This is a genomic window from Mycoplasma sp. CSL10137 (genome assembly GCF_017116845.1).
In the GTDB taxonomy this organism is placed as follows: domain Bacteria; phylum Bacillota_I; class Bacilli_A; order Mycoplasmatales; family Metamycoplasmataceae; genus Mycoplasmopsis.
The window spans coordinates 17,294-30,717 of the sequence record NZ_JAFIRE010000004.1; the positions used below are offsets into that span (position 1 = coordinate 17,294).

Annotated in this window: 15 protein-coding genes and 1 tRNA gene; 5 read left to right on the plus strand and 11 right to left on the minus strand. The window is 26.6% G+C overall.

Annotated features, from left to right (window positions below; genetic code table 4):
* The first annotated feature begins 17 nt into the window (after nucleotides 1-17).
* The 5 genes from rpsD (at nucleotide 18) to asnS (ending at nucleotide 3,202) form a co-directional block, all read left to right on the plus strand.
* Complete coding sequence (rpsD, locus tag JXZ92_RS02520) at nucleotides 18-617, plus strand: 30S ribosomal protein S4 (RefSeq protein WP_205852211.1); 600 nt, start codon at nucleotides 18-20, stop codon at nucleotides 615-617.
* 18 nt (nucleotides 618-635) lie between these two features.
* Nucleotides 636-851, plus strand: coding sequence for a 50S ribosomal protein L31 (rpmE, locus tag JXZ92_RS02525; RefSeq protein ID WP_205852212.1), 216 nt, complete (start codon nucleotides 636-638; stop codon nucleotides 849-851).
* Nucleotides 852-1,027: 176 nt separating this feature from the next.
* Nucleotides 1,028-1,375: a 30S ribosome-binding factor RbfA gene (gene rbfA, locus JXZ92_RS02530; protein ID WP_205852213.1), complete on the plus strand. Its 348-nt coding sequence runs from the start codon at nucleotides 1,028-1,030 to the stop codon at nucleotides 1,373-1,375.
* Nucleotides 1,375-1,842 carry a YhcH/YjgK/YiaL family protein gene (locus JXZ92_RS02535; protein ID WP_205852214.1) on the plus strand — a complete coding sequence of 156 codons (468 nt, stop codon included), beginning with the start codon at nucleotides 1,375-1,377 and terminating at the stop codon, nucleotides 1,840-1,842. Before rbfA ends, JXZ92_RS02535 begins: the two co-directional genes overlap by 1 nt.
* A gap of 1 nt (nucleotide 1,843) precedes the next feature.
* Nucleotides 1,844-3,202, plus strand: coding sequence for an asparagine--tRNA ligase (asnS, locus tag JXZ92_RS02540; RefSeq protein ID WP_205852215.1), 1,359 nt, complete (start codon nucleotides 1,844-1,846; stop codon nucleotides 3,200-3,202).
* 703 nt (nucleotides 3,203-3,905) lie between these two features.
* Here asnS and JXZ92_RS02545 read toward each other — a convergent pair.
* The 11 genes from JXZ92_RS02545 to rpsP all read right to left on the minus strand — a co-directional run bounded on the left by JXZ92_RS02545 (nucleotide 3,906) and on the right by rpsP (nucleotide 13,340).
* Complete coding sequence (locus JXZ92_RS02545) at nucleotides 3,906-4,766, minus strand: ABC transporter permease (protein ID WP_205852216.1); 861 nt, start codon at nucleotides 4,764-4,766, stop codon at nucleotides 3,906-3,908.
* Nucleotides 4,759-5,709, minus strand: a complete 951-nt coding sequence (locus JXZ92_RS04240) for an ABC transporter ATP-binding protein (RefSeq protein WP_205852217.1) — start codon at nucleotides 5,707-5,709, stop codon at nucleotides 4,759-4,761. Before JXZ92_RS04240 ends, JXZ92_RS02545 begins: the two co-directional genes overlap by 8 nt.
* 103 nt (nucleotides 5,710-5,812) lie before the next feature.
* The gene (gene tig, locus JXZ92_RS02555; protein WP_205852218.1) at nucleotides 5,813-7,162 is read right to left on the minus strand and encodes a trigger factor; all 1,350 of its coding nucleotides are present in this window, start codon (nucleotides 7,160-7,162) and stop codon (nucleotides 5,813-5,815) included.
* 49 nt (nucleotides 7,163-7,211) lie between these two features.
* A complete protein-coding gene (locus JXZ92_RS02560) occupies nucleotides 7,212-8,213 on the minus strand; it encodes an NAD(P)H-dependent glycerol-3-phosphate dehydrogenase (RefSeq protein WP_205852219.1) in 1,002 nt (333 codons plus the stop codon).
* 44 nt (nucleotides 8,214-8,257) lie between these two features.
* Nucleotides 8,258-8,332, minus strand: a tRNA-Trp gene (locus tag JXZ92_RS02565).
* Nucleotides 8,333-8,472: 140 nt separating this feature from the next.
* The gene (locus JXZ92_RS03845) at nucleotides 8,473-9,555 is read right to left on the minus strand and encodes an LLM class flavin-dependent oxidoreductase (RefSeq protein ID WP_205852220.1); all 1,083 of its coding nucleotides are present in this window, start codon (nucleotides 9,553-9,555) and stop codon (nucleotides 8,473-8,475) included.
* A 21-nt stretch (nucleotides 9,556-9,576) separates the two neighbouring features.
* Entirely contained in the window at nucleotides 9,577-10,704 is a 1,128-nt protein-coding gene (locus tag JXZ92_RS02575; RefSeq protein ID WP_205852221.1) for a trigger factor-related chaperone, read from the minus strand.
* A gap of 232 nt (nucleotides 10,705-10,936) precedes the next feature.
* The gene (locus JXZ92_RS02580; RefSeq protein ID WP_205852222.1) at nucleotides 10,937-12,004 is read right to left on the minus strand and encodes a hypothetical protein; all 1,068 of its coding nucleotides are present in this window, start codon (nucleotides 12,002-12,004) and stop codon (nucleotides 10,937-10,939) included.
* A 72-nt stretch (nucleotides 12,005-12,076) separates the two neighbouring features.
* Nucleotides 12,077-12,430 carry a 50S ribosomal protein L19 gene (gene rplS, locus JXZ92_RS02585; protein ID WP_205852223.1) on the minus strand — a complete coding sequence of 118 codons (354 nt, stop codon included), beginning with the start codon at nucleotides 12,428-12,430 and terminating at the stop codon, nucleotides 12,077-12,079.
* On the minus strand, nucleotides 12,420-13,106 hold the full coding sequence (gene trmD, locus JXZ92_RS02590; RefSeq protein ID WP_205852224.1) for a tRNA (guanosine(37)-N1)-methyltransferase TrmD: 687 nt from the start codon (nucleotides 13,104-13,106) through the stop codon (nucleotides 12,420-12,422). Before trmD ends, rplS begins: the two co-directional genes overlap by 11 nt.
* A gap of 6 nt (nucleotides 13,107-13,112) precedes the next feature.
* A complete protein-coding gene (gene rpsP, locus JXZ92_RS02595; protein ID WP_205852225.1) occupies nucleotides 13,113-13,340 on the minus strand; it encodes a 30S ribosomal protein S16 in 228 nt (75 codons plus the stop codon).
* Between the last annotated feature and the right edge of the window lie 84 nt (nucleotides 13,341-13,424).

Sequence of the window (13,424 nt, forward strand, 5' to 3'; positions counted from 1 at the left end):
TGCAGAAAGAGGAAAAAATGTCAAGATACACAGGACCAGTTTTCAAAAAAGCTCGTCGTTTAGGTTTTTCTATCTTAGAAACAGGTAAAGAATTTTCAAAAGGTAGAAAAAGAACTTATGCACCAGGGCAACACGGAAACAAAAGAGTTAAATTATCAGATTACGGTTTACACTTATACGAAAAACAAAAAGTTAAACACTTATTTGGTGTAAACGAAAAACAATTACGTAAAGCTTTTGAAAAAGCTGTTAAAGCTAAAGGTGTTACAGGTACAAATTTATTACAATTACTTGAAACACGTTTAGATAACGTAGTTTATAGAGCTGGATTTGCTACAACAAGAAGACAAGCTCGTCAACTTGTTAATCACGGACACTTTACATTAAACGGTAAAAAAGCAAATATTCCTTCAATGGTAGTTTCATTAGGGGACGTTGTTGAATTAAAAGAAAAATCAAGAACAAATAAACAAATTTTAGAAGCATTAGAAGTAAAACAAGCTTCAGCTTGAATGACAAGAAAAGACTTTACAGCTAAATTAGATAGATTGCCAGAAAGAACAGAAATTCATTCAGAAATCAAAGATGCTTTAGTTGTTGAGTTCTACTCAAAATAGTCGAAAGGATCGAAAAAAATGAAAAAAGATTTACATCCTGCTTATTACGAAGTTCAAGTTGCTTGTTCAACATGTCAAAAAGAATTTACTTTTAAATCAACAAGAAAAAACTTTACAGTTGACGTATGTTCAAACTGTCACGCAGTCTTCACAGGAAACAAAACTCAAATCAAAGCTACAGGTAGAATTGATAGATTTAACAAACGTTTACAAAAATCAAACGCAAACAAATAATTATTACAAAAAACATCAAGTATAATTTTTATATTCTTGATGTTTTTTAATATTTTTTGTTTAATATATCTAACGAATATAAAACGATAATTTTATTAAAAAAAATCAAAACTTAATATATACTAGGCTTATTTTTGTATAAATTTTGGATAAAATAATATATAATTTAAATACTTATGAACAATATAAATTTAAAAAGAAAAGAAGCATTAATTAGAAATATGATAGCAGATATTTTGTTTAATGAAATAACAAATAAAAATATCATAGATCCAGTTGTTATGGATGTGGAGTTATCATCAGATTTGAGTTATCTAAAGGTTTATGTAAACTTATTTTCTAATAAAGAAAAAGGTTTAATTGCACTTAATAATTCTGCGGGCATGGTGAAAAGAATTTTATCTAAGAGATTAAATTGAAGAAAAGTTCCTTCGATTAAATTTTACTTTGATGATGTATCTACAATTGGTAGCAGAATTGACCAAGTTTTATTGAAAATAAAAAACGAGGAAAATAATAAATAATGATATACGATAAAATTATTAATGCTGATGTTTATCAAACCAAATATTCGTCACTAAATCGTGCTTTAAAATTACTTAAAGAATTTGATTTTAGCACTCTAGATTTTGGTATCACACAAATTGATGACAAAATTAAAATTGTCAAAATGAAGTATAAAGAATTATTTCCGAAGGAAACTTTTGGCGAAATTCATGCTAAAAATGTGGATATACATATTTACGCAGGTGAATGTGATGAAATATTTGGATATGATTTAAATCCTGAATATAACGAACAAAATGTTTTATTACATAAACCCGAAAACGATGTTGTTTTTGTGAATTACAATAATAAAAATAATTATTTGCGTTTGACTAAAGGATATTTTGCTTTATTTTTACCCGGTGAATTGCATTGTCCGCTAATCACTGATAAAACAAAGCGGGAAATAACTAAAATAATAATAAAAATTAATATAGAGGAATAATATGCATACTATTAAAAAAATGATTTTAAAACCAAACTTTTACGATGGCTGAACTGATGTTACAGTTAAAGGTTGAGTTGTTTCTAATAGGGGTAGCAAGAAAATTCGTTTCATTGAAATGAATGATGGTTCAACTGTTAAAAACTTACAAGTAGTTTTTAAGGGTGAACAATTTGATTTTGATTTATTAGATCAATTAAGAAACGGTGCAGCTATCGAAATTAAAGGTTCATTAAATGCGACACCTAATTCTCCACAACCAATTGAAATGAAGGCGATAGAATTAATTGGTTATAAAAACGTTGATGAAGATTTTCCTATTCAAAAACAAGAAATGAAAATTGAAACATTGAGAGAAATACCACATCAAAGACATAGAACTAATTTATTTAGATCTGTTATGTTAATACGTTCAACTCTTGCGAAAGAAGTACATAAATACTTTGATAATAAAGGATTTTATTATATGAATAGCCCTATTATTACAAGCAATGATGGAGAAGGGGCAGGTGAAACATTTTTAGTTGATGATTCATCAAAAGAAGGAAACTTTTTTGGTAAAGGCAATAAGGCAAGTTTGGGTGTTACAGGTCAATTACATGGAGAAAGTTATGCCCTAGGTATGAACAAGATTTATACTTTTGCACCAACTTTTAGAGCAGAAAACTCAAATACCAAAAGACATTTAGCTGAGTTTTGAATGATAGAACCAGAAATGGCTTTTTATGACTTAAATAAAACTATTTTATTAGCAGATGATATGCTTAAAGTCGTTATTAGAAACACTTTATCAATTAATAAATTAGAGATAGAATATTTAAACGAACATATTGACAACAATTTAATTTCACGTTTAGAAAATTATATTAATACACCTCTTAAAATTGTTGATTACAAAGATGCAATTGAAGAATTATTGAAAGTTAAAGATAGATTCGAAAACCAAGATATTAAATTTGGTTTAGACTTAGGCAGCGAACACGAGAAATATTTAACAGATGAATTATACAAAGCTCCTGTTGCTGTAATCAATTTCCCTAAAGACTTTAAAGCTTTCTACATGTATCAAAATGAAGATGGTAAAACAGTCGCCGCCTTCGACCTTTTAGTACCGGGTGTTGGTGAATTAATTGGTGGTAGCCAAAGAGAAACAAATTACGAAAAATTAGTACAACGTGTAAACGAATTAGGTATTGACCAAGAAGATCTACAATGATACCTTGATTTAAGACGTTTTGGACACATGCAATCATCTGGTTTTGGAGTAGGGTTTGAAAGGCTTGTAATGTACGTTGCAGGTATGGAAAATATTAGAGATACTATTCCTTACCCAAGAACACCAGGAAACATTAAAATGTAATAAAATATCACATAAATATGTGAAAAAATATATAAATCTAATATTATTAATTAACATTTTACGTAAATGTTAATTTTTATTTTAAAAACCTAAAGTATTAAAATAATTATTAAATATTTAATTTATAACTTGTATATGTGTAGTATAACAGAGCACAAAAGAAATTAAAACATCCTAAAATTATGAAATCTAACAACGTAATAATATCGAAATAGCTATTTAAAATAATATCCATTCATGATATTTAATAAAAATGTTTAAAAAGGTGACTCCGAAAGATTCGAGTGAGTTTACATTAGTTTTAATTATTATAATTATGATGAAACTATTTTTTTAACAACAAATAATGCAATTATTTTTTTCTTATCAAACAGCACTTTATTTTTATGATTTAACAAACAAAATATCGTTTATAAATGAGGTAATAATCGAACAAGATTTTAATACTTAAAGAATTAAAGATAAAGTAATCGCTCATCAAGATGAAAAAGTCTAGGTATAAAAATGGAAATGGGGAATATTTTAAATTTTGACGATATGGATAGAAACACTTTTTCAACCTAACTAGAGATAGAAAAAAAGATGCAGAAATTTTTCTAAAGTATGAAATAATTATCTTAAAAAAAATAATAAAGATAGTATTGTAAAAAATTAAAACTCCAAATCTAAATTAAATTTGGAGTTTTAATTAAATGTTATTTTTTTACTTAATTTTAGGTACTTTAATCACAAAATTAAGTGTAAACATTAATGTAATTCAACTTGTTGCATATAGGAATGATCCTCATCATTTTATATTTTGTCCTAATAGAATATAGAATTCAAAACTTGCGTTACTTTGATTCACAAACGACAAGTCTTTTAGTGCAAAATATTTAATTAAATTACTAATTTGCGTAGCAGGAATTAAACTTGATATCTCAGCAAGTGCTCTTGGAAATGTGATTAGCGGAACAAATGCACCAATAAGAAAACCGGCGATTCCGCTTAAAGAAGCGCTTAAGGCACTAAATGCAGCACTATTTGAAACATAGCTAAAAATGAACACAAATATAGCACTATTTAAGATGCATCCAACAATAACGCTAAATCAAATATACATTCCTTTTGCAAACGGAATAGTAGTTTGGTTGTTCACAATAAAAGTTTTGTTTCCCAACATTCAAAAAATACTTATTAGATACATTATTGTCGTAATTAAAATATTTAAAAATATATTGAATAGTAGGTAGCTCAAACGTATGACACTAGTTTTAACGGGTGTCATATACAAATCATTTAATATTTTTCTCTCTGAGTCAGTTACCATAACACTTGATAAACTAATTGCATTTGTAAATGTGGTTACCGATAAAAGCCCAATCATTAAACTTATATCGGCATATTGGTTTTTAATAATTTCAGGCGTTTGTTTTGGCATTTGGCCAATGTAAATATTTCTTGCAAATAACGCGAAACATAAAAGTACAATCATAGGACTCATAAAGGTAAAGAAAATTCTTTTTTTATCTTTTGCAAAGATTAAGAAATGTCTTTTAAATAAATTGCTTAACTGACTAAACATTTTTACCTCCAAATTGTTCGGTTACATTTAAAAAGACTTCGTCCATTGAACCTTTGAAAAATTCGTAATCTTCAATATCCTTAATGTGTTCTTTAATTCATTTTGAACCTTCATTAAAATCCTTAAATTTAATTGTATAAACATTATTGTCAATTTTAAAATTTAAATTTGACTTTGAAATAGAGTCACTTAATGTGTTTGACATCTTATATATTTTAATGTTAGAACTTGAATATTTTGATTTCAGTTCTGAAGGGGACCCTTCAACTAATTTTTCACCTTTTTGAATTATTATTGCTCTATTACAATTGTTTGCTTCTTCCATATAATGAGTTGTGAGTAAAATAGTTAGATTTCTATCTTTTTGTATTTTACCAAGTATTTCTCAAACAAGTTTTCTAGAATTTGGATCTAGACCGGTTGTAGGTTCATCTAAAAATAAAATCGACGGCTTATGAACAAGTGCTCTAGCTATGTCCACTCTTCTTTTTTGTCCTCCACTAAGTTGAGAGTAATTTCTATTAGCAAAATCATTTAGTTGAAATTCATCAATAATTTCGTCAACGATTTCTTTTGGAGTTTTATCTTTAAAAAAAGACTTATAAAGACTAGCTCTAACTAGTAAATTTTGATATACATTTAATCCGGGGTCTAAAATAGATTCTTGAAACACAATACCTATTTGATTTCTAATTGAAACTATGTCTTCATCAATATTTTGACCATTTATCAAAACTTCTCCCGCATCACGTTTTAATAAGCCTAAAATAATATTCAATGTGGTTGTTTTACCAGCTCCGTTTAGTCCTAAAAAGCCAAACAATTCACCCTTATTCACGCTAAAAGAAATCCCTTTTAAAGCTTTATATTTTTTGAAACTTTTTTCTAAGTTATTTATTACAATAACTTCACTATTTGTTTTGTTTTCTTCATTTGAATTCACATTCCCTCCTATATATTTCTTATTATATAACTTTCAAAAAATATTTTCAAAATGAAAGAATGTTTCAAAAAAATCAGGATATTCTCCTGATTTTTAAATATTATTAGAATGTGAATTTTAATTTTAATGCTAATTTTTTATATTCTTCTGCATCTTTATCTTTTTTCAATAATACAAGCAATTTGTAGTTAAATGTAATTGTCTTAACAAGTTCTGATTTAGTTTTTTCAATCTCTTGAGCCGAGTTACCAGGTATACCTTTTTCTCCGCTTAATTGTAGTTTTTCTTTAAATTCTTTGAAGTCTTTATCTTCTTCATTTATTTTAAGTTCACCAAATAAATATTCGTGAACTAATGATTTTTTAAGTTCAGAACTTGCTATTTTGTTGAATTCTTCGTTTAATTCTTCTTCTGTTGTTTTAACAAATGAAAGATATTCTTTTCTCTTTAATCCGTATTGTTTTAATGAATTGTTAAAATCATCTTCCAATTTTTTTATTCTATCTTGTAATAATTGACGATTAATTTCTAGTTTTGACTTGCTAATAATTTCTTCAATAGTTTCTAATTCAAATTGTCTAATTGATTCTAAAAAGAACTCAACTTCTTTTTTGTTTTTTAATAATTTTTCAAATTCTTTTAAAGTTTCAACTCCTTCAATTTTGAATCCTTTTACAAAATCATCGTTAAAGTCAAATTTTGAAGGTCTTTTAATTGCGTTTATTGTAACTTGGAATGTTGCTTCTTTGTCTCTATATTCTTTAACAAAATAATCTGTTGGGAATTTAACAACTACATCACCTTTATATCCTGTTTTTTTACCAACTAATTGATCTTCAAATCCAGGAATAAAAGTTTTAGAACCTAATAATAAATCATGTCCTTGAGCTTCACCACCTTCGAAAGCAACGTCATCAATAAATCCTTTAAAGTCGATGTTAACTGTGTCACCTAAAACTGTTTTTTCATTTTTGTCATTAATTTCTTCAAGACCATTGAATTTTTCTGAAATTTCTAATTTTGCATCTTCAACTTCTTTTTTACCTACTTTTTTAAAGTTAAATTTAGTATCGATTCCTTTTAAAGTAAGTTTTTTTAGATCAGGCATCATAGGGAAATTGTAATTAATTACTAAGTCACCGTTTTCTTCGTTTTTAATATCTAATTCATGAAATTGTAAAACTACTGCTAATTTATTTTCTGAGATATATCTAGCAATTTCAGAGAATTTATTTCTAGCTAAGTTATTAATAAGTGTTGTAAAAACATCTTCTTTGTTAACGTATGATCTTAGTTTCTCAATTGGAGCTTTACCAGGTCTATAACCAGGAACTTTAACTTTTTGTGCTTTTTTATCTATTGATTCATTAAATAATTTTTGAAATTCATCTGATTTAATTGTGTATGAAACAACAACTTGAGAATTTTTAACATCTTGTGTATGTTTAATCATTTTACTCCTTATTTTATATTATAAATATAATATAATTTTACATTATTTTTTAACTATTTTTAGTTATAAAATCACATATTTTCATGTGTTCTTTTTTGTTAGAAAGTATTTCTATAATATTTTCAAAAAACGGAACATTTATTTGATTGTTTTTAATAATCTTTTCTAATGATTTAGCAGTTGTAAAACCTTCTACAGTTCCATTTGTTTTTTTTAAAGCTTCTTTTATCCCAAATTCACCAATCATTGTACCGAATGTATAATTTCTACTTTTAACCGATGTGCAAGTTAAAAAAGTATCACCTATACCCGCAAATTGGTAAACAAAATTATTGTCTGAATCATTTGTGAGTTTACGATATATTGTTATCATTTCTTGAATACCAATTGTAATTAAAGCTGCATTTGTATTTTTACTTTCTGTTGTGATGGAAGCTATACCTAAACCTATTGCTAAAACATTTTTTAGAGAAGCAAATAATTCTAAACCTATTTCGTTATTATTTTCAACTAATTTAAAATAATTATTATTAAAATTTTGAATTAATTCTTCGTTGTATTCTTTGTTTTCACCAACAATATTTATAACTGTTAATTCTTTATTAAAAATTTCGATAGCAAAAGAAGGCCCTAAAAGTGTAGCTAAATTTTTTAAGTTTTTATTAAATTTTCTTTTAATAAATTGACTAAAAAAAAGCTCAGTAGAAGGTTCAATACCTTTTGATAAATTAATTAAATTTATCTTTTTAAATTTAATTAATTTGCTTATTTGTTTTAAAACAGATTTTATAGCATTCGAAGGAATTGCAAGAACCACAAAATTGGAATTTAAAACAACTTCAGATAAATCATTTGTAGCAAAAATATTATCTTTATTAAAGAAATTATTTGATCCAAAGTACTTTTGATTATGTCCGTTATTTATGTCCTGAATTTCTTTTTCATCAATGCCATACATAGATATTTTTTTATTATTATAAGATAAAACATTAGCTAGCGCACTACCGTAAGCTCCTGTTCCTATAAAGCCAAAGTCATATTTGTATTTCATAATATATATTATATTCTAATAATCTAAAAAAAGGTATAAAAAAATGGCAGGGGTAGCAGGATTCGAACCCACAACACACAGGGTTGAAGCCTGTTGTTCTACCGTTGAACTATACCCCTAACAATATAAGTGTTAATATTATACATTATTTTTTTATATATAGTAAATTTTATGTTAAAAACTTATGGACAAATACTTTTTTATAACCTAAAAAAATTTAATAAAAAACGAACATCTTTAAATAATGTTCGTTTAAAAATTATTTCATGTATTTAGTTGCAAAGTCTTCTTTATCTTCAAAATATTTTCTAACAATAGGTGCAACTTTTTCGCCAAATAATCTAATTGAGTTCATAATATCTTTGTGGTCCATTGAACCAACTGGTAGGTGAATTAAGAATCTATTTAATTCAACTGTTTCAATTACGCTAATAATTTTTTTGGCTACAGTTTCAGGACTTCCAACAAATACAGCTCCATCAGGACCTATCATTCTTTCGTATCTTTCTTTTGTAAGTTCAGTTCAATGTGGTCTTTCGCTTGCTATACGGTCAACGAATAATTTAACTGGATGTCAATATTTTTGTGCTGCTATTTCATCAGTTTCATCAATATAACCTCATGAGTGAGAACCAACTTTCATGTTTTCGAATGATGGATTTTTATCAGCCTTTGATGCTTCCTTGTAGATTGCACGATATGCTTGTACAAGTGGTTTGAAATCATGTGGGTTTCCGCCAATAATTGCATATACAATTGGTAATTTACGTGTTGCAATATCAATTGTTGAGTTAGGGTTTCCACCTGTCGCAACTCAAATTGGCATATTTAATGCTCTTGGATAAACAGGTTTATTTTCAACAGTTTGAGTATATGTTCCTTTTCAATTTAAGTTAATATCACGTTTTATTTCAAGTAGCATATCTAATTTTTCATCAAATAATCCGTCGTAGTCTCTTAATTGGTAACCAAATAGTGGGAATGATTCTGTAAATGAACCTCTACCAACCATAATTTCAGCTCTACCATCTGACATTAAATCTACATGTGCAAAGTTTTGGTATACCCTAATAGGATCGTTTGAAGAAAGAACAGTAACAGCACTTGTTAAAATAATATTTTTTGTTTTAACTGCTCCAGCAGCTAAAATCATCTCAGGGCTAGAAATTGCGAAATCATCTCTATGGTGTTCCCCTACAGCAAAAACATCAAGACCAACTTCGTCAGCTAGTACCATTTCTTCGATTAAATCTTTGATTCTTTTGTGGTGAGATTCGATTTTTCCTGTTGATTCTAATTTAGTTGTCTCACCAAATGTAGAAATACCTAATTCAATTTTCATAATTACTCCTCTAAAAATGTTTTATTTAGTTTCAAAATTTTGCTTATAAGCATTAGGTTGATATTTTTGTAAATATACTAAACCTATTTTTTTAATTAAGATTATATCTATTACCTTTCTGATACTAATTCGACTTGCTTCAGCTGGTGTCATAGAAGCATTTATCTTATTTATTTCTTCATTCATATCAGATTGTGATGCATTTAGTTTAAATTTTTTAATTAAAATTCATTGTGTTACAAATCTATCAAAAATAGTGTTTGCTATTTCTTCAGGTTTTAAATTAGCAATTTTTTGCGGGTCGATTTCCAATATTTTATCTTCGAGAAGCTCAGTTGGAAAATTAAATTTGTTTGGGTTCAATTTGCTTATCTTATCAACAATTTGAAATCCGTATGTTACTAAGCTTTCATCAACCATTCCGCTTTTAATAGTTTGATATACATATTTTTTTGCATCATCTAAATTTTTTATTTCTGGTATTTGAAGTTGATTTACATTATCATCACTCAAAGGAGTTTTAACAACTTCTTTTGCGTTTAATATTTGTATTTCATATGTTTCATCATCGGTAAATTTATATGTAAACTTATCGCCTACTTTTTTACCAATTAAAGCATATTCAAGACTTTTTTGATCATTATTATTTGCTATTAATACTATTTTATCTTTTCTATTTATGTTGGCTTTAAAAATCTCTAAACCTACTTCGTTGTTGATTTTTATTTCACCCTTAATATCATTTTTAAAACTGAAGTTTTTTATATAATTTTCAACAAAAGTATTAATTTGTGCATCATAATTGTCCGGTAATTTAAAATCTGGTCTGTCGGTTAAGTCTGAAGTAAAGTCTTTATATTCATCTTCTGTTATATAAAAAACTTTAAATTCAAGTTCAGCTTTTTCAATAGTAATGTTTTTATTAACTAAAATTGGTTGTAAATAGACATTTGCATCTTCGTATTTAGATAATAATTCTTCGTGTAATTTCATTTTTTCAAAAAACACTATTGTTTTAGTTGATTCATCTAAAATTTTTGTTTGGTTTATATCTTTTTGATTTTTTGATTGTAAATAACGTAAAGCTTGGTTTTGAACGTTAATTCAAAATTCTTTTTCTAAAGTTACTTTTCTTGTTAGTGATTTCATTTTTCTCCTTAATATTAAATTAATTTAAGTAATTTGAAGCTCAAATAATAAAATGTGTCGCATTTTAGTTTTTGTTTACTATAAATTGAACGTTAATTAAAAAAGTAACTTTTGCGCTCAAAAAAAGATTACCAAAACCTATTACTCTTAACTTAACGTATTAATTATATCACTTTTTAGCAAAAGAGTTATTTTTTTGCTAAAAAAAGGGGTTTTTTAATGTTTTTTATTTTTAACCATAAAAAATGGTGTCTGCAATAGAAGGTAATATATCTTCTTTTATTATTTTAATTTGTTCTTTTACTTCTTTTATTTTACGACGATTTAATTTTATGTTTTTTAAAACGAAGCTATTATCTTTGTTGTATTCTTTAAATGTTGGTAAAAAATCATAGAATTTTATTGCGACCTTTGTATTAATTTGATTTTTTTGTTCAAATATTTTTATAATTTTATCTATTGCATCACCAATTTTTGTTTCCTTATTCAAATTAATATTCTTATCTAATAACTTAAATATGTCATTCATCTTATTTAGTTTTACTTCTTGGTTTCTTAAACTATTTATTATTTTAATATATTTATGTATTTGTTTTTCTATTATTTCTTTCTTTTCGATATTCTTGTGTATAAAAGCTATTTTGTTTACATCATCTTTATTATATTTAGCGATACAATTCATTATTATTGATCTTTCATTTTTTGTTAATATAACTTTGTAATTTTTGTGTTGATGTGAATTTTTAAAATTATTTAATATTAAAATAGCGCCTAAAACCGAACATAATGCTCCGTTTGAAAATTCGGGTTTTATTTTAATGATTGACCCTTTATATAATGCGTCTTGATTTTTTATGCTAGTCATTTTTTCAAAATATTTTTCATTAAATAGTTTTGACGGAACGACTCTATCTATCGATACTCCGTTGCCTTTTTGTATATTTTTAGTCTTGAAACCAAACATAGGTTCAATAATATTATCTTCAAGTGAATTTCCTCAAACTAAGAATTCTATATTGTTTGAGGAAATTTCTAAATTTTTAATTCCTGTTATTCTTCTGATAGAATTAGTTAATTTTTTCTTTATTATTGTTTTTGTTTGATAAATTAAATTTTCTAAATTTCAAATTTTATTTAGCTCAATATGGTCAGTTTCTAAAACTAGATTCCCGTCTTTATAAAAACCCACAGTGTATATGTAAGGAAAATCCATATTATGTGGTGTATCTTTGAAGAATCTTTTTAGGAAATTGGAGGTAATAGCTTCAAAATCGATATAAATTTCTAATTTTTTATTCATTTTTCCTTCTTTAATCTAATTATATTATTTTATTTAAAAACACCATCGAAATGGTGTTTAAGATGATATTTATTATTTTCTTTTAATTTCTTTAAGACGTGCACTTTTACCTTTACGATCTCTCATAAAGAATAATCTTTTTCTACGAACTTTATTTGAACGAACAACTTCAATGTGGGCAATTAGCGGTGAGTGAACTGGAAAAGTTCTTTCAACCCCAACACCGTAAGAAATTTTTCTTACTGTAAATGTTTCTCTTGTTCCTGATTCTTTTTTAGAAATTACTAATCCTTCAAAAATTTGAATACGTTCTTTTTCACCTTCACGAATACGTACAGAAACTTTAACGTTATCTCCTGTTGTAAATGCAGGAATATCTGTACGTAATTGTGTTTTCTCAACAGCTTCAATTAATTTATTTCTCATTTTTAATCCTTTCAATAATATCTGGTCTATTTTTTAATGTCTTTTTAAATTGAAATTCTTTTTTTCAAGCTTCTATTTCTTTGTGGTTTCCGCTAAATAATACTTCAGGAACTTTTAATCCCTTGTATTCTCTTGGTCTAGTGTATTGGGGGTAGTCTAATAATCCGTCCCCTTGAAAAGAATCATAAATATGTGACTCCGCTTTGATTACGTTTGGAACCAAACGTGCTACAGAATCTGCCATAACCATAGAAGGAAGTTCTCCTCCTGTTAAAACATAATCACCTATAGATAATTCAATATCAACTAAATCAACAATTCTTTCGTCAAAACCTTCGTATCTGCCTGAAATAAATGTAATTTGATCATATTTTTTAGCTAAGTCATTCGCTATTTCTTGAGTAAATTTTTTACCTTGGGGCGAAACTAATATTTTATAACCACCTCTATTTGGTAGTGAATCAAGCGCTAAATCAATTGGTTCTATTTGTAATAATAGTCCGTGTCCGCCACCATAAATTTCATCATCAACTTTGCGATGTTTGTTAGTACTAAAAGTTCTAAAATCTACTACATTTATTTCTAGTAATTTGTTTTGAATAGCTTTATTAATAATACTCTCATTAATAAAAGGTTCAAAGTATTTTGGAAATAGAGTTAAAAAATTAAATTTCATATTATATTATTTAGAAGATTTTAATAAGTTAGCAACTGTTAAAGTAGGTTTTGCACCTTGTTTAATTCATTTATCTGTAGCTTCTTTATTTAGAACTAATTCTTTTGTTGAAGGGTTGTAGTGTCCAAGTGCTTCAATAAATTTACCATCACGTGGAGCTCTAGCGTCAGCAGCAACTATTTTGTATACTGGTCTAAATTTGCTCCCCATTCTTTTTAATCTTAATTTTACCATATCACCTCCTAATAAGTGTCAAGCAAAAGTGCTTGACAGTAAATAGTAAATTTATTATATATTATATTTTCATAAAACAAAATA